The 16,909-nt window shown below is 64.1% G+C and carries 16 protein-coding genes; 5 read left to right on the forward strand and 11 right to left on the reverse strand.

Annotated elements, in window-relative coordinates; all coding sequences use genetic code 11:
• Positions 1-271 precede the first annotated feature (271 nt).
• The 4 genes from KZX66_RS11780 to KZX66_RS11795 are packed head-to-tail and all read left to right on the forward strand — an operon-like array spanning position 272 to position 4,862.
• Positions 272-976, forward strand: a complete 705-nt coding sequence (locus KZX66_RS11780) for an ABC transporter ATP-binding protein (protein WP_248079524.1) — start codon at positions 272-274, stop codon at positions 974-976.
• Positions 973-2,172, forward strand: coding sequence for an ABC transporter permease (locus KZX66_RS11785; RefSeq protein WP_248079525.1), 1,200 nt, complete (start codon positions 973-975; stop codon positions 2,170-2,172). Before KZX66_RS11780 ends, KZX66_RS11785 begins: the two co-directional genes overlap by 4 nt.
• Positions 2,165-3,628 (forward strand): TolC family protein, encoded by a 1,464-nt coding sequence (locus tag KZX66_RS11790; protein WP_248079526.1) that lies wholly within the window; start codon positions 2,165-2,167, stop codon positions 3,626-3,628. Before KZX66_RS11785 ends, KZX66_RS11790 begins: the two co-directional genes overlap by 8 nt.
• Positions 3,618-4,862 (forward strand): HlyD family efflux transporter periplasmic adaptor subunit, encoded by a 1,245-nt coding sequence (locus KZX66_RS11795; RefSeq protein WP_248079527.1) that lies wholly within the window; start codon positions 3,618-3,620, stop codon positions 4,860-4,862. The genes KZX66_RS11790 and KZX66_RS11795 overlap by 11 nt, the downstream gene beginning before the upstream one ends.
• 228 nt (positions 4,863-5,090) lie before the next feature.
• Here KZX66_RS11795 and KZX66_RS11800 read toward each other — a convergent pair whose 3' ends face one another.
• The 11 genes from KZX66_RS11800 to KZX66_RS11850 all read right to left on the reverse strand — a co-directional run bounded on the left by KZX66_RS11800 (position 5,091) and on the right by KZX66_RS11850 (position 15,823).
• Entirely contained in the window at positions 5,091-6,485 is a 1,395-nt protein-coding gene (locus KZX66_RS11800) for an FAD/NAD(P)-binding protein (protein ID WP_248079529.1), read from the reverse strand.
• Between the two features lie 12 nt (positions 6,486-6,497).
• On the reverse strand, positions 6,498-7,265 hold the full coding sequence (locus tag KZX66_RS11805; protein WP_248079531.1) for an ABC transporter ATP-binding protein: 768 nt from the start codon (positions 7,263-7,265) through the stop codon (positions 6,498-6,500).
• 3 nt (positions 7,266-7,268) lie between these two features.
• The gene (locus tag KZX66_RS11810; RefSeq protein WP_248079533.1) at positions 7,269-8,609 is read right to left on the reverse strand and encodes an ABC transporter substrate-binding protein; all 1,341 of its coding nucleotides are present in this window, start codon (positions 8,607-8,609) and stop codon (positions 7,269-7,271) included.
• 18 nt (positions 8,610-8,627) lie between these two features.
• Positions 8,628-9,677, reverse strand: coding sequence for a branched-chain amino acid ABC transporter permease (locus KZX66_RS11815; RefSeq protein WP_248079535.1), 1,050 nt, complete (start codon positions 9,675-9,677; stop codon positions 8,628-8,630).
• Between the two features lie 4 nt (positions 9,678-9,681).
• Positions 9,682-10,563, reverse strand: coding sequence for a branched-chain amino acid ABC transporter permease (locus KZX66_RS11820; RefSeq protein ID WP_248079537.1), 882 nt, complete (start codon positions 10,561-10,563; stop codon positions 9,682-9,684).
• A complete protein-coding gene (locus KZX66_RS11825; RefSeq protein WP_248079539.1) occupies positions 10,563-11,333 on the reverse strand; it encodes an ABC transporter ATP-binding protein in 771 nt (256 codons plus the stop codon). Before KZX66_RS11825 ends, KZX66_RS11820 begins: the two co-directional genes overlap by 1 nt.
• Positions 11,330-12,178 (reverse strand): AMP-binding protein, encoded by an 849-nt coding sequence (locus KZX66_RS11830; RefSeq protein ID WP_248079541.1) that lies wholly within the window; start codon positions 12,176-12,178, stop codon positions 11,330-11,332. Before KZX66_RS11830 ends, KZX66_RS11825 begins: the two co-directional genes overlap by 4 nt.
• On the reverse strand, positions 12,175-13,572 hold the full coding sequence (locus KZX66_RS11835) for an LLM class flavin-dependent oxidoreductase (protein ID WP_248079543.1): 1,398 nt from the start codon (positions 13,570-13,572) through the stop codon (positions 12,175-12,177). Before KZX66_RS11835 ends, KZX66_RS11830 begins: the two co-directional genes overlap by 4 nt.
• Positions 13,572-13,898, reverse strand: coding sequence for an acyl-CoA dehydrogenase (locus tag KZX66_RS11840; RefSeq protein WP_248079544.1), 327 nt, complete (start codon positions 13,896-13,898; stop codon positions 13,572-13,574). The genes KZX66_RS11835 and KZX66_RS11840 overlap by 1 nt, the downstream gene beginning before the upstream one ends.
• A 10-nt stretch (positions 13,899-13,908) precedes the next feature.
• Positions 13,909-15,105 carry an SfnB family sulfur acquisition oxidoreductase gene (locus KZX66_RS11845; RefSeq protein ID WP_248079545.1) on the reverse strand — a complete coding sequence of 399 codons (1,197 nt, stop codon included), beginning with the start codon at positions 15,103-15,105 and terminating at the stop codon, positions 13,909-13,911.
• 154 nt (positions 15,106-15,259) lie between these two features.
• The gene (locus KZX66_RS11850) at positions 15,260-15,823 is read right to left on the reverse strand and encodes an XRE family transcriptional regulator (RefSeq protein WP_248079546.1); all 564 of its coding nucleotides are present in this window, start codon (positions 15,821-15,823) and stop codon (positions 15,260-15,262) included.
• A 93-nt stretch (positions 15,824-15,916) separates the two neighbouring features.
• Here KZX66_RS11850 and KZX66_RS11855 point away from each other — a divergent pair, with 93 nt between their 5' ends.
• A complete protein-coding gene (locus KZX66_RS11855; RefSeq protein ID WP_248079547.1) occupies positions 15,917-16,846 on the forward strand; it encodes a DMT family transporter in 930 nt (309 codons plus the stop codon).
• Positions 16,847-16,909: the final 63 nt, after the last annotated feature.

Here is a 16,909-nt window from a genome sequence, read left to right on the forward strand (position 1 = left end):
CATACTATTAAAAGCCCGTGTATTCGGGCCCGCCAAGGCGGTTCGCTGCTGTTGTGCGCCGCTCGATGCAGCGCTTCATGGAAGCGTTTCAAAAGGTAAAACCGCTCTACATCCATGGCTGGCGAAGCGCCGCTAACGCGGTTAGTATTCAAACAATATTTTAAAAACAAGAAATAAAACCAGTCCGTAACGTGTGCCCGCCAGCTCGCTAACTTGTTACAAGGTTTTACCGCGAGCATGGGCAAGCGTCGAGGCTGCAGGCGTAGTCCCGATGACAGATACCCGCGCGCACCCAGGCTTGATCTCCCTGCAAGGCATCGGCAAGCGTTATCAGCTGGCCGGGCAAGAACTGTCCATTCTCAATGATGTGTGCCTGTCCATCGCCTGCGGCGACAGCTGCGGCATTCTCGGCGCGTCGGGCTCGGGCAAAAGCACGCTGCTGAACATCCTCGGCCTGCTCGACCTGCCCAACTGCGGCAGGTACCACTTTGCCGGCCACGATATCTTCAACGCCAGCCCCGATGAACTGGCGGCCATCCGCAATCAGCAGATCGGTTTCGTGTTTCAAAGCTTCAACCTGTTACCGCGTCTGAGTGCCCTGGACAATGTCGCCCTGCCCCTGAGCTATCGCGGTGTGTCGCGGCATGAATCGGTGGAGCGGGCCCTGCGCGTGCTTGAACAGGTGGGTCTGGCCGAGCGCGCCCATCACCGTCCTGCCGACCTGTCCGGCGGCCAGCGCCAGCGTGTGGCGATCGCCCGCGCCCTGGTGGGCGAACCCTCGGTGATCCTCGCCGACGAACCCACCGGCAACCTCGACAGCAGCACGGCCCACGAGATCATGGACCTGTTGCTGGCGCTCAATCGCGAGCAACAGGTGACGCTGATCATCGTCACCCACGATCCGCAGATCGCCGAACGCCTGGAACGCAAGATCCTGGTGCGCAATGGCGTGGTGCATGAGGCCGAACGCCTATGAGCCTGCGGGTCGAACAGCGCGCGAGCCAACTGCTGCATGAAGCCTTTATCAGCCTGCGCACGCTGGGCAAGCGCTCGGTGCTGGCGCTGCTGGGTATTGTGATCGGCAGTTCGTCGGTGGTGGCGCTGATCAATATCGGGCATAACGCAGCGGTCGATGCGGCGATGATTTTCAAGGACATGGGCACCGACACCCTGGTTGTCCAGTTTCCGCCCAAGGGCAGCAGCAACGTGCCGATGCGCGACCAACTCGACCTGCAGGCAGTGCGCCAGGCGGTGCCGGGCATCGCGCATATCGGCGCCCTCACGCTGTTCAGCGGCCCCATTGTGTTTCATGGTCGCAGCGTGAATGCCAACTTTGTCGGCAGCACGCCCGACATCCAGCAGGCCATGCGGCTGGTGGTGCAACAGGGGCGCTTCCTGTCGAGCTTCGACGCCAACGAAACCTATGCCGTGATCGGCGACCAAGTGGCCCAGGCCCTCGGCGCGCCGGGCGACCCGGTGCAATTGGGCGACCGCGTGCGCATCAACGACTACCTGTTTCTGGTCGTGGGCATCCTGCGCAGCCAGCCGCGGGCCATGCTGATGCCGGTGCAGGCCAACGAGTCGCTGTTCATCCCCGCCCAAGGCATGCGCCGCCTCTATGCCAAGCCGCAGATCGCCAATGTGATCATCCGCGCGGCGCCCGACCAGGACATGGAGCACATCGCCAAAGCAAGCGCCGTCGCGTTGCAACACCAGCTCACCGACCACGATGTGGACATCCAGGTGCCGCAACAAATGATCGACGGCATGACCCGGCAAAGCCGCACGTTCGCCTACCTGTTGCTGGCCCTGGGCGCGATTTCCCTGGTGGGCGGCGGCGTAGGGGTGATGAACGTGATGCTGATGAATGTGTCGGAGCGCCGCCGCGAGATCGGTGTTCGCATGGCCCTGGGCGCGCGCCGACGTGATATCCGCAACCTGTTCCTGCTCGAAGCCGTGACCCTCACCGCTGTCGGTGCGCTGTGCGGCGCGGTGCTGGGCATGACTGCCGCGTGGCTGTATGCACGGTTGTCGGGCTGGGCCTTCGACCTGGCCACTGCCGCCCTGCCCCTGGGCGTGGGCAGTACCTTGTTGGTGGGTTTGTTCTTTGGTATCTACCCGGCGGTCGCGGCCTCGCGGTTGCAGCCGGTGGAGGCCCTGCGCGATGAGTAAATGGCTCCTGTTGCTGGCGCTGGTCTGCCTGCCCGGCGTGGCGGCCGACGTGGTCATCCGGCCTTCGGCGCCGAGCAGCACCCGCAGCGTGTCGCTGAACGCCCAGACCACCGCCCTGACCCTGGGCGATGCGGTCTACCTGGGCCTGCGCAACAACCCGGCGATCCGCAGCGCGTACCTGCAACGGGTGGCGCAGAAGTTCGACCTGCGTGTGGCCGAAGACGTGTTCAACCCCAAGCTCACCCTCAACAGTTACTACCGTGGCAGCCGTGGCTCCCAGGACAGCGCGCGCAACGCCAACGTGGCGCCGTCCACCAGCCTGCTCGGCGAGTACGGCACGCGCTTGAGCATGGCCTGGACCCAGCAGTTGAACAACGCCGATCGCGCCGGCCGCTACCGCAGCGACGGTCTCGACCTGGCGATTATCCAGCCCTTGATGCGCGGCGCCGGCTGGGATGCCACCACCGCGCCGCTGCGCCTCTCGCGCCTCTCGGAGCAGGCCAATCGCCTGAACCTCAAGGCCACCGTGGCCCAGACTATCAGCCAGATCATCGCCACCTACCGCGAACTTCTGCGAGCCCAGGAGCAACTGATCATCGTCCAGGAAGCCCTCAAGCGCTCCAACACCTTGCTCGAGGTGAACAAAGCGTTGATCAGCGCCGGCCGCATGGCCGAGTTCGAAATCGTGCAGACCGAAGCCGACATCGCCACCCAGCAACTGGGCGTCGAAGAAGCGCAGAACCAGTTGGACACCAACCGCCTGTCGCTGCTGCGCCTGCTGGCCCTGGACCTGTCCACGCCGATTCGCGCCACCGAAGCCCTGGAGGCCAGGCCCATGCAGATCGACAAGCGCGAGGCGTTCAACCTGGCGCAAACCCAGCAACCGGAATACCTCGCCGCCCTGCTCGGCAGCCAACAGGCAGACCTCAACCTGGTGATCGCCAAGGACTCCGGACGCTGGCAAGTGGACCTGGTGGCCGGGGCGAACCAGGTACGCGATGCCTACAACAACGACACCGGCAGCAACAATAACCGCACCTGGGACAGCTACGCCGGGGTGCAGGTGCAGATACCCATCGGCGACATCAGCACGCGCCAGGCCGAGGTGCGCGCGCGGGTCAATGTGGAGGACCAGCAGATCCGCATCACCGACGCCCGTCAGGCATTGGAGCGCAGCGTCAACGACGTGGTGCGCGACCTCAGTACGCGCTGGCGCCAGTACGAAATTTCCCAGCGCGCCGTGGCGTTGTCGCGGCGCAAGATCGAGATCGAACGGGAAAAACTCAGCGCCGGGCGCTCCACCAACTTCCAGGTGCTGAGTTTCGAGACCGACCTGCGCAATGCCGAGAACGCGCAGCTCAATGCGTTGATCGCTTATTTGAACGCCCAGACCCAGCTTGATCTGACCCTGGGCATGACGCTGGAAAGTTGGGAAATCGCCCTCAATGACTACTAATCGAAAACGCCTGCTGGGTGCTCTGTTGATCGCGGTACTGGTCGCCGCGGGATGGGCCCTGCGCAGCCCCGCAGAAAGCCCGGCCGGCAACGCCGAACAATGGCTGGCGGTCAAGCCCGACGCGCTGGTGCATCAGATTGGTCTGGTGGGCAAGATCGAGCCCGAGACCACTCTGATCCTCACCGCGCCGTTCGACGGCAATGTGCTGGCCAACCTGGTGGAGCAAGGCCAGCGCGTCGACGCCGGCCAGGTCCTGCTGCGCATGGACCCGGCCACGCTGGAGGTGCAATTGCGCGAGGCGTTGTCCGCCCAGCTCAAGGCCCGGCGCGCCGTGCAGGAGATGCAGGACTGGGACAGCAGCCCCGCCGTCAGCCGCGCCCGCCGCAGTTTGCGCACCGCCGAGATGACCGCGGGCAACACCCAACGCAAGCTCACCGAAAGCGACAATCTGTTCAAGCGCGGCATCATCCCGCGTAACGAACTCGATGACCTCAAGCAACAGGCCCAACAGCAACAGCTGGACCTGGCCGCCGCGCGCAGTGAACTGCAACAGGCCCTCGACCAGGGCAAGGGTGAGTACCGCCAGATCGCCGACATGGAACTGACCAACGCCACGGTGAAATACGAGGCCCTGCGCACCTTGCTTGAGGGGCGCGACGTCAAAGCGCCGTTCTCCGGCATCGTGGTGCCTGCACCCGGAAATAATTCACCGCAGGGTGGCGGCAACAATACGGCACCGATCCAGGCCGGCAGCAAGGTCAGCCAGGGCCAGGTGTTGTTTGGCCTGGCCAATATCGAACGGCTGAAAATCGTTGCCAGGGTCTCGGAACTGGACATCAACAGGTTGCATCAAGGTCAGGCGGTGGAGGTGCTGGGGGATGGCTTCGACGGCGAACGGCTGAGCGGTTCGGTCAGCGTGGTGAGCGGCCTGGCGATCGCCAGCGACAGCCAGGGCAGCGCGCAGTTTCCGGTCACCTTATCGATCCCCCAGCTCACGCCACAGCAGCTGCAACGGGTGCGGCTGGGGATGAGCGCACGGCTGACGATCGTCACGTACAACAATGCACAGGCGATGGTGATCCCGAGCGAGGCGATCCAGGCGGACGGGACGGTGGCGTTTCGCGAAGCGATGGATAAACCGGTGGAGCGGGTGAAAGTCACTACCGGCCAATCGACGGCGCAAGGGATTGAGGTGTTCGGCCTCAAGCCAGGGTTTGTGCGCGTAAAGTCATGACCTCCGCGATGAGCAGGCTTTTTGTGATGAACGAGCTTGTTGTGGTGAGCAGGCCTGTTGTGGTGGACAGGCTTTTTGTGGTGAGCGGGCTTGTCCCGCGCCGGGCTGCGAAGCGGCCCCAACAGCAAGCGCCGAGGTGTGCCTGATATACCCTGTTCGTCCCCTATAGGGGGCGCTTCGCACCCCAGCGCAGGGCAAGCCTGCTCACTACAACAGCCCTTCGCGGCTCTAGACCTGGGCGAGTTTCACGGCCAGGGCTTTGGCCTGCAGCGCCACATCAGTCACGGCGGTGCTCTCCCACCACATCCCGCGTAACGGCGGGCCCATCGCAAACAAACGCCGACTGACCTGCCCTTGGGCGTCCAGCACCGCGCCCGACGCATCCGCCGCAATCCCCAGCGCCAACGGCCCGGGCCTGATCAACCCGCGCTTGAGCAACTGCTGCGGCAATGGCCGGGCCACGCGGCGCCAGTCGTATTCGATACCGCTGGAGTTGATCAGCGCCGCACCCGACACCTGGCTCAATGCCTCCTCGCCGCGATGACGCACACGGATGGTCACGCCTGTGTCCGAGGGCGCCAACCCTTTGAACGACGCCGCGCGAATGCGCAACCGCCCCTCTTCATGCAGCCGGGCCACCAGTTGCGCGCTCAACGGCGGTGAACGGTGGTGATGACTCTCCCACCACGGCCGCACATGCCGCACGAACTGGCGCTTTTCACGCTCGCTGGCCTGGCTCCACAACCGGCCGATATGCACACGCACCGTGTCCAGCGGCGCTTGCCAGTCGATACCCTGCGCCTGCGCCAGCCGGCATTGGCGACGCACTTCGCGCAGCAACTGGCGAGGGCTGCGCAGGCGGTGATCGGCGCCGAGAAAATCCTCCCAGCTCGGCGGTTGGCGGCGCACATGGGGCAGCAGGCCGTGGCGCGAAAACACCTCGATGGGCCCGCGATGCCCGGCCTGTTCCAGGGACACCACGGCATCGACCATGGTCAGCCCCGAGCCGATGATCAGCACCGTGGCGTGTGGGTCAAGCTGCGTCATGGCCTGCACATCCCACGGGTCGACGGCCGCCGCATTCAAACCGCTGGACTCGGTCTGCGGCGTACGGGCCGCCGGGAACATGCCCGTGGCCAATACCGCACAGGCACCGCGCAATTGCTCGCCGTTATCCAGGGTCAACCGCGTTTCAGCCGGCTCCACCTGCAGGTCCACCACCTCGGCGCGCACGTGCTCCACGGTGGACGCCGACAGTGCCTTGGCCTCGGCCAGCCGCTGTTGTGCGTACAGGCCAAAAATACCGCGTGGCGGGAACAGCTCGCTGACGGGCACGTGCTGCTGGTCCGACTCCGGCCAGCCACCGGCGCCGATGTACTCGGTGAGCCACTGGGTCAGGTCATCGGCATTGTCCGGGTCGACGCTCATGCGCGCGGCGTTGCCGTTCAAGGTGTGGCCCAGTTCGACCGCGCTGTACGCCTCGCCACGGCCGAGTTCGGCGCGCGGTTCGATCACCAGCACGCGCCGCCGGCCCGGCAGGCGCAGCAGCTGCACCGCCAGCATCGTGCCGCTTAAGCCGCCACCGATGATCAGCACATCAGCGTTGCGGATGGATTCACTCATGCCCGTTCGCCCTTACTGTTTACCCAGGTAAATATCATGCAGATCGCCGCGCGCCAGCAGGTGCGCGGCGCTGCCGCTCAACGCGACGCGCCCAGTATCCAGCACATAACCGTAGGACGCATAGGTGAGCGCGACGTTGATGTTCTGTTCGGCGATCAGGAAGCTCACCTGCTGCTCGCGGTTGAGCTGCGCGATGATCTCGAAGATCTCCTGCACGATCATAGGCGCCAAACCCATGGACGGCTCGTCGAGCAGTACCAAAGTAGGACGGGTCATCAACGCACGGCCAATCGCGACCATCTGCTGCTCACCGCCCGAGGTGAGCCCCGCGCGGGTGTGGCGCTTGGTCTTGAGCCGCGGGAACCAGGCGTAGATGCGCTCCAGATCCTGCGCCATGTCCTTACGGCTCAAGCGCCGCACGAAGCCGCCGCTGCGCAGGTTGTCTTCCACGGTGAGTTGGCCGAACACATGACGGCCCTCCAGCACGTGCACCATGCCGTTGCGCACCCGCCGGCTGGGGTCGATACCGGCCAGGTCGGCGCCTTGGTATTCGATCACCCCCCGGCTGACCTCGGCGCGCTCGGCCCGCACCAGCCCGGAGATGGCTTTGAGGGTGGTGCTCTTGCCGGCGCCGTTGGCTCCGAGCAAGGCGACGATGGCGCCTTTGGGCACGCTCAGCGAAACCCCGGCAACGGCCAGGATCGCGCCGTCGTAGATCACTTCAATGTCGTTGACCGTCAGCAGCGACGGGCTGACGGACTCGCTGGCAGGCTGGCTCATGGCTTATTCATCCCCGGTGCAGGTGCGTGGCGTCAGGCCTTTTTCCTTGGCGAACGCGGCGGACTTCTCGTCGATCAGCGGGCGCAGCAAGGCGCGGTCGGCGGCGATCCAGTCGCTGATCAGCGTCCAGTTGGCCCCGTCCCACTGCTGCACCCGCGCCGAACCGCCGCCCTCATGGTCACGGCAGGACAGCTTGAGGTTCTGCATCAGGCCCAGGTAGCCCATGTCTTTAAGCCGCGCGTCGTCGATATTCAGATGTTCCAGGCCCCAGCGGCCTTCTTCACCATTGAGCGGACGTTTGCCGAACCGGGCCTGGGCGGTGCGGATCGCTTCGACGGCCACGGCGGCATTCACCAGGCCGGAGTTGTAGTACACGCTGCCGAAATTCTTCAGGTCTTTGAGGTCGCTGTGGCCCTTGTCGAGCACGTGTTGCTTGAGGCGCCTGTGGATCTCGAAATCGGTCCCGGCCGGGTATGGCGTGAGCGCCAGGTAACCCTTGGCGGCGGCGCCGGCGGGCAGCACGTCTTCACTGGAGCTGGCCCAGATATCGCCGATGATGTGGTCCACCGGGAAGCCAAAGCGCGCGGCGGTCTTCACCGCCACTGGGGTCGACACGCCCCAGGTCCGCAGGAACACCCAGTCCGGGTTGGCCTGGCGCACCTGCCGCCATTGCGCCGATTGTTCGTTGCCGGGGTCGGCCACCGGGATCTGGATATTTTCAAAACCGTACTTCTCGGCCAGCAACTTCATCGGGCCGAGGGTTTCGCGACCGTAGGCCGAGTCGTGGTAAACCGTGGCGATCTTCTTGCCCTTGAGCTTATCGAAGCCGCCTTCGCGCCCGGCGATGTAGTTCACCAGGCTGGACGCCTCGCTGTAGAACGTCAGCATCACCGGGAAGTTATAGGGGAACACTGTGCCGTCGGTGGCCTCGGTGCGCCCGTAACCCAGGGTGATCAGCGGGATCTTGTCCACCTCGGCGCGCTCGCTCAGCGCATAGGCCGCCGGTGCGCCGTTGGGTTGGTACACCGCGACCGGCGCGCCATCCAGGCCGTTTTTGAAACGCTCATAGCACTCGATGCCCTTCTCCGCGGTCCATTCGGTCTCGCACTCCTGCCACACCAGCTTCACGCCGTTGATGCCGCCTTCGACCTCGTTGATATAGCGCAGGTAATCGATCATCCCGGCCCACACCTGCACGCCGCTGGAGGCATAAGCGCCGACGCGGTAGGTGGCCAGGGGGAAGAATTGCTGGTCGGCGGCGGCGATGGCCTGGGGCACGGCACCGGCGAGGGTGGCGAGCGCCAACGTGGCGCCGACCAGGGAACGTTTCAAGGATGCACGCATGGGAGTTCTCTTAGTCAGTCAGAAACGGAGCGGCCAGTGACGCAGCCGATGGCGAAGGTTGTGCAGCAGGCGAATCAGGCCCTCGGGTTCCTTGATCAGGAACACGATGATCAGCACGCCAAAGATGATTTTCTGCAGGTTCTGCAACTGTCCTGCATCCACCGAACCGCCAAACAGGGCTTGCCCCGCGTGGCTGAGAAAAATCGGCAGCAGGCTGATGAACGCGGCGCCGACGAAGTTGCCGGCGATGCTGCCCATGCCACCGATAATGATGATGAACAGGATCTGGAACGAGCGGTTGATATCGAAGCTGCTGGCGCTGGCCGTGCCCAGGTAGGCAAAGGCCCACAGCGCACCGGCGATGCCGAGGTAGAACGAGCTGACCGCAAACGCCAGCCGTTTGTAGCGCGCCACCGGAATACCAACCACGGCTGCGGCGGTGTCCATGTCGCGGATCGCCATCCAGTTGCGCCCCACCTGGCTGCGCACCAGGTTGAGGGCGGTCCAGGTCAACAGCAGCACCGTGACCAGGGTCAGCAGGTAGCGGCCCAGCGGCGTGTTGAGGTCATGGCCGAACAGCGCCAGTTTCGGCGCGGAAATGGTGCCCGACGAGCCGTAGTTGTAGAACCACGCAAACTTGACGAACAGCCACTCCAGAAAGAACTGCGCGGCCAGGGTGGTGACCATCAGGTAGAAGCCCTTGATCCGCGAACTGGGCAGGCCAAACAGCAGGCCCACCAGTGCGCTGATCACCCCGCCGCCGAGCAACGCAACCGGCAAGCCCAGCTCGGGCAGGCGCAGCAGAAAGCCATAGGTGGCGAACGCACCCACCGCCATAAAGCCCGCCGCGCCCACCGAGGTTTGCCCGGTGTAGCCGGTCAGCACATTCAGGCCCAGCCCCGCCAGGGACAGCACCAAAAACGGGATCAGAATCGCATTGAGCCAATAGTCATTGCCCCACAGCGGCACGACGACAAAGGCCAGCGCCAACAGGCCGAGCAGGCCCCATGGCAGGCGCCGTTGAATCAGCACCAACGGCGCGGTTTCTTGAACGACAGGACTCGACATGGTTTCAGACTCGCTCAATGGCACGTTCGCCGAACAGGCCGGCGGGGCGGATATACAGGAAGGCCAACGCCAGTACGTAGGCGAACCACGGCGTGATACCGCCGCCGATCAGCGGGCCGATATACACCTCGGCGAGGTTCTCCGCCGCGCCCACAATCAGCCCGCCGACGATGGCCCCGCCAATCGAGGTAAAGCCGCCGATGATCAACACCGGCAAGGCCTTGAGCACCACCAGCGACAGCGAAAACTGCACGCCCTGGCGCGCGCCCCACAGCAGCCCGGCCACCAGCCCGACCATGCCGGCCACTGCCCAGACGATCTGCCAGATGCGGTTGAGGTTGATGCCGATGGACAGCGCCGCCGTGGTGTCATCCGCCACCGCGCGCAACGACACGCCGATGCGGGTTTTGTTGAACAGCAGCGCGAGCACCGTCACCAGCACCACCGCGACAACGGCGGCCATCAGGTCGAACTGGCTGAGCATCAGCGGCCCGACAAACAGCGGTATGTCGTCAATGCCCAGGTCCAGCGCACGGACCTGCGAGCCCATCAAACCCTGGGCCAGGCCTTCGATAATGAACGACAGACCCAAGGTGGCCATGAACAAGGTGATCTGCGAACGGTTCACCAGTGGGCGCAGCACCAACCGCTCAATCAGCCAGGCACCGGCGATCATCACCAGCACCGTCAGCAGCAGCGCCAGGGCAAACGGTACGCCTTGATCGTGCAGGCTGACGAAGGTCAGCGCGGCAAACAACAGCATCGCGCCCTGGGCAAAATTGAACACGCCGCTGGCCTTGTAGATCAGCACGAAGCCGATGGCGACCAGGGAGTACATAGTCCCGGCAAGCAACCCGCCGAGCAGGGTTTCGAAGAAGAACGTCATCAGTGCACCGCTCCCAGATACGCCGCGATCACTTCGGGGTTGGCCTGTACTTCTGCCGGGGTGCCATCACCGACCTTGCGCCCGTAGTCGAGCACTACCACATGGTCGGACAGGCCCATCACCACGCCCATGTCGTGTTCGATCAACACCACGGTGGTGCCCAGGTCGCGATTGACGTCGGCGACGAAGCGCGCCATGTCCTGTTTCTCTTCGGCGTTCATCCCGGCCATCGGCTCGTCGAGCAGCAACAGGCTGGGCCCGGCGATCAGCGCGCGGCCCAACTCCACGCGCTTTTGCAGGCCATAGGACAAATTGCCCACGGGCACATCGCGATGGGCTTGCAGGTGCAGAAATTCGAGGATGCCCTGGGCACGTCGGCGAAATGCCTCGGCTTCACGCCGTGCGCGCGGCAAGCCCAGGGCCTGTTCGATAAAGGTGGTGCGCATATGCCGCGACAGACCGGTGAGGAGGTTGTCGAGCACGCTCATCTTTTTGAACAGCGCGTTGTTCTGGAAGGTGCGGCCAATGCCACGCCGCGCGGCGCCCAAAGGGTCGATGCGATGCAAGTGCTGGTCTTCAAACACGATCTCACCGGCGTCAAAACGATAGACGCCGTTGAGGACATTGAGCAGCGAGCTTTTACCGGCGCCGTTGGGCCCGATCAGCGCGCAGATCTCGCCGCGGCGCACCTCGAAGGACAACGCATGGATGGCCTTGACGCCTTTGAACGACAGGGAGATATCCCGCACCTGGAGAATGGCCTGGCTCATGCGATGTCCCGTTTGAGTTCGGCCAACCAGGTCGGCTCGGCAGTGGTCTTGAGCGGCTGCCAGATAAAAGTCAGGCGCTGAAAACCCAACAGGGTGCGCACGCGGTGCTTGATCAACCGGCGCAGGCCGCCTTGCGGCTCGGCGATCGCCCAGTCGCACAGGCGTCGGCGCCAGGTCCCCTGGGGCGCGAGGCGGCTTTCGATGTCGTCGGCCAGGTGCTGCAGGCGCTCGGGCGAAAACAGCAAACCGGTGGGCGCCACTTCGCTGCGGTCACGCCGCGCCGAGGCCAGGTTCTCTGGAAAGGCCAGGCCGTTGCCGCTGCTTAGCCATTGCTCCAGCACCACGGCAAGCCCCCCTTCCCAGCCGGTGCCCTCCTCACTCCACAACACGGCGTCAGCAGCCGGCTGCCGCCAGCGCTGCAGATGCTGCGCCGGGTCGACCGGACCCAGCAGTTGCGCGAAGTCCAACCGCTGGGTGAAGGTCCAATCACGCTGGCGACCCTGGACGTAGGCGTGGCTGGGATGAATGCGCCACAGTTGTTGCTCCAGGGCCTGCGGATCGAGATGATCGGCCAGCGTCAGCACCTGCGCACCGATGGACTGGGCCGCCAACGCCAGCAACAGCAGGTTCGGCTCAAAGGCGCCGCTGAGCACCAGGCGGGACTGTTCACTGAACCCTTGCTGGCGCAAACCAGCGGCCAGGCGTTCGACGTCACGCAAGGTGTCGATCCAGCGCCAGGCGTACCACTGGCCCTGGCGCTTGTGGCGCAGGGCGATGTGCAGGGGCGTGAGTTGCGCCCACTGGCGCAGGTGTGCCAGAAAGGCCGTCGATTCGTGCAGGCTCATAGAGTGAGGCTCCTGATGGGAGGTGCGCCTGACAGGTCGCGGTAGCCGGCGCCGGGGTGGTTGCCGGCCAAGCGCGCGCCGTCGCCAAACAATTTCTCGCGCAAGGTGCCCTGGGCGTATTCGGTCTTGTACACACCGCGCTTTTGCAGCTCCGGCACCAGCCACTCCACGGCGTCGATAAAGGTTTCGTGGGTCAGCGCATAGGCCAGGTTGAAACCGTCCACGTCGGTTTCCTCCGCCCACTCCTGCAACAGGTCGGCGACGGTCTGCGGGCCGCCGACGAACAGCGGGCCAAAACCGCCGATACCCACCCAGTCGGCCAGTTCGCTCGGCGTCCAGACCTTGTTCGGGTCCGCCGTGGAGAAGGCCTCCACCGCTGACTGAATCGCGTTGGTGTGCACGTGTTTAAGCGGCTCGTTGGGCTTGAACTGGCTGAAGTCGATGCCGGTCCAGCCGGAGATCAGCGCCATCGCCCCTTCGTAGCTGACGTAGGACTTGTAGTCGTCGAACTTGGCCTTGGCCTTGGCGTCGGTCTCGTCGACGATCACCGTCTGCAGATTGAAGATCAGAATTTTCTTCGGATCACGCCCGGCCTCGGCGGCACGGCGGCGGATATCGGCGACGGTCTTTTTCAGCAGCACCTTGGACGGCGCGGCGACAAACACGCACTCGGCCTGCTCGGCGGCGAACTGTTTGCCGCGGCTGGAGGCCCCGGCCTGATACAGCACTGGCGTGCGTTGCGGGGACGGCTCGCACAGATGAATGCCGGGCACCTGGAAGTGTTTGCCGACGTGACGGATCTCGTGAATTTTGCTCGGGTCGCTGAACACCCGACGTTCGCGGTCACGCAGCACTGCGCCCTCTTCCCAACTGCCTTCCCAGAGTTTGTAGCAAACCTCCAGGTATTCCTCGGCATAGTCATAGCGCGCGTCATGTTCGGTCTGGGCCTTCTGCCCGAGGTTCTTGGCGCCGCTTTCCAGGTAGGACGTCACGATGTTCCAGCCGATGCGGCCCTTGGTCAGGTGGTCCAGGGTCGAAAGACGGCGGGCAAACGGGTACGGGTGCTCGAAGGACAATGACGCCGTGAGGCCAAACCCCAGGTGCTCGGTGACCAGTGCCATCGGCGCGATCAACGACAGCGGGTCGTTGACCGGCACCTGGGTGGCCTGGCGAATCGCCGCGTCACCGTTGCCGTTGTACACGTCATAGATGCCCAGCACGTCGGCGATGAACAGGCCGTCGAACTTGCCGCGCTCAAGGATTTTGGCCAGGTCGGTCCAGTAGTCGAGGTCTTTGTACTGCCACGAACGGTCATGCGGGTGTGCCCACAGGCCGGGCGATTGGTGGCCCACGCAGTTCATGTCGAAGGCGTTCAGGCGGATTTCACGGGGCATCACAACACTCCGTTGAGGTGGTAGTTGCCGACGACCTGGTATTTCCAGCGCAAGGGGTCATCCAGGGTTGATGGCAACGTCGTGCGTTGGCCGGTGAGTTCGAATTCAGCATTGCTGGTGGCAATCAGGGCTTCGGCGGCGGCGATTTGCGCCTCGGTGGCGGCCACCGGGCTCGGATGGCTGGCGGCGCGTTCAAGCAAGGCGGCGGCGACGTCGACGCGGATCTGCAAGTCGCCGAAACGGCTGATGACGTAGGGGTCGTCGCTGTGTTCGACATGGCGACGGGTGCTGTCCAGCAGTTGGCGGGCGAGGGTCAGTGCGGTCATGGTCAGGTCCTCAGTTCCAGGCGTGGCGCGCAGGTTTAACGCCGTTGAGCACGAAGTTGCCGATCAGGTGGTATTTCCAGCGGGCCGGGTCGTGCAGGGTGTGGGTGCGTGCGTTGCGCCAGAAGCGGTCGAGGTTGTGCTTGGACGTGACCGAACGGGTGCCGGCCAGTTCGAACAGCTTGCTGCTGGCGAGCAAGGCGGTTTCGGCCGAGAGCACTTTGGCCTGAGCCACCACCAGCGAGGCGTTGGCCACGGTGTCTTCATTGGGTTGCGCCAGAGCCTGGTCCACCGCGATGCCGGCCTTGGCCAGGATCGCCTCGGTGCCGTGCACGCGCCACTCCAGGTCGCCGATGGCGGCAATGGTGAACGGGTCTTGCCAGCCGTGCTCCTGCTGACTGTCGATCCACGGCCGTGCCTGGCGGGCGTAGATCTTGGCCTGTTCAAGTGCGCCCAAGGCGATGCCGGTGTCGACCGCCGCCTGAATGATCTGCGAAATCGGGCCATCGGCGGTGGGCTGGTCAAACGCCAGATGGGCGGGGATCACCGCGCTCAACGGCACGCTCACCCCGTCGAGGATCACGCCACCGCTGGCGGTGGTGCGTTGGCCGAAACCGTCCCAGTTGTCGATCACTGTGAGGCCAGGTGCATCACGTTCGACGAAGCCGATAAACGCCTGGCCCTGCTCGTTGTTTCCTACGGTGGGCACGATGTGGGCGAACAACGCGCCGGTGCAGTAGAACTTTTCGCCGTGGATGTATGCCCTGTCGCCGTCAAACCGAATCTGGGTATCAAAGGTCCCGGCGTTTTTGCTGTTGGCCTCGGAGAAAGCGTTGCCGAAACGGTAGCCCGCCAGCACCTTGTCGAAGTAATAGCGCTTTTGGGCCTCGGTGCCGGTTTGCAACAGGATATCCACCACACCGAGGTGATTCTGCGGAATCTGCCCCAGGGACGGGTCGGCGGCGGAGATCAACTTGATCACCTCGGCCACGGTTACATAGGACACACCGGCGCCGCCATAGGCCTTGGGTACGGTGATACCCCACAGGCCGCTGGCGGAAAACTCATCGAGTTCGGCCACCGGCAGGCGTCGCTCGCGGTCGCGCGCGCTGGCGTCGACGGCAAAGCGCTCGGCCAGCCGGGTGGCGACCTCGATGGCTTGCGCGTCAGAGCGGATGAGATGGGCAGGGTGTTGAGGGTGGGCTGACATGGGCCGACTCCAGGCTCCGAGGGAATACCTGGGTGATTGCAGGAGTCGTGCCTGAATTTAATCATCAATAAAATCAGCGGGTTGCTGGTCAATCGGCGGCGCCGAGCGCGGCTCAAACCAGCAAACTGTGCATCCACTGTTGCCTGGCGGACAGTTAGAGCACCACGTTGCGAACGAAGCGCACGGCCACCTCACCTTCATTGCGATAGCCATGGACCTGGCGGCTGGCAAACATGAAAAACTCACCCGCGGCGACCCGGTTTTCTTCATTCCCCACCAGCAGCGTCAGGCAACCTTCGAACACAAACACCTGCACGCTCCAGCCTTCCGGGTCGGGGTCCGGGCTGTAGCAATCGCCCGGCTCCAGGCGCATCTCCCACAACTCGACTTCACGGCGCGCAGTGGCTCTGGCCAGCAGCACGGCTTTACTGCCGGGGATCTCGCCGGCCCAGGCCAGCTCGTTGATACGGCTGTGGTCGGGCGCATCCGGCGCCTGGATCAGGTCGCTGAAGGCCACCTCCAGCGCTTCGGCCACGCGGTCGAGGGTCGACAGGCTGACGTTTTTCTCGCCGGCTTCGATGGCCACCAGCATGCGCCGGCTCACCCCGGACTTCTCCGAAAGCGCGGTCTGGCTCAGGTCGGCGGCGTGGCGCAGGCGACGCACGTTCTGGCTGACGTGTTGCAGGACCGAAGCCCGGTGTGGATTTTCTTTGTGCACTATATTGCTCAGTGGGTGGGTGTGCGCAGTATACTGCCCAGCGTGCGGCGCATTGTGCGGTCCGTGCCTTTCCCTTGCAAGACCAGAGCCGCCATGACCAGCCCGACCTCCTCTTCGCGTTTTAACCGCTTCAGTAAAGCCGAATGCATTCTGGTGTTCATCACCATGATCTGGGGCGGCACGTTTTTGCTGGTACAGCACGCCATTTCCGTGAGCGGGCCGATGTTTTTCGTGGGTCTGCGTTTTGCCGCAGCGGCGATTGTGGTCGGCTTCTTTTCTTTGCGTACGCTGCGCGATCTGACCTTGTTTGAATTGAAGGCGGGGGTGTTTATCGGCGTGGCGATCATGTTTGGCTACGGCTTGCAGACCATTGGCCTGCAAACGATCCTAAGCAGCCAGTCGGCGTTTATCACCGCGCTGTATGTGCCGTTTGTGCCGTTGCTGCAATGGCTGGTGCTGGGCCGTCGTCCGGGCCTGATGCCCAGCATCGGCATCATGCTGGCGTTTGCCGGGTTGATGCTGTTGACCGGGCCGGCGGGGGCCTCGCTGAATTTCAGCCCTGGTGAAATCGCCACCCTGATCGGCGCCATCGCGATTGCCGCCGAAATCATCCTGATCAGCGCCTTTGCCGGGCAGGTGGATGTGCGTCGGGTCACCGTGGTGCAACTGGCCACCGCTTCGCTGTTGTCGTTTTTGATGGTGGTACCGATGGGCGAGGCGCTGCCGGGGTTTTCGTGGTTGCTGCTGTTCAGCGCGATGGGCCTGGGCTTGACCAGCGCGGTGATCCAGGTGGCGATGAACTGGGCGCAGCAAAGTGTCTCGCCGACCCGCGCCACCTTGATTTATGCCGGCGAGCCGGTGTGGGCCGGGGTCGTTGGGCGAATCGCCGGGGAGCGCTTCCCGCCGATTGCGATGCTGGGGGCGGCCTTGATCGTGATGGCGGTGATTGTGAGTGAGATGAAGAGGAGCAGCTCGGAAGCTGGCGATGCGCAAGACGTTGTGGAGCCGAAGAATCTGGGGTGATAGGTTGAGTTGCGCGCTGCAAGCCATATACGCTCGGTCGCGAGCTTGCAGCGTATAACTTGT

The sequence above is a fragment of the Pseudomonas sp. EYE_354 genome, from assembly GCF_023148575.1.
In the GTDB taxonomy this organism is placed as follows: Bacteria; Pseudomonadota; Gammaproteobacteria; order Pseudomonadales; family Pseudomonadaceae; genus Aquipseudomonas.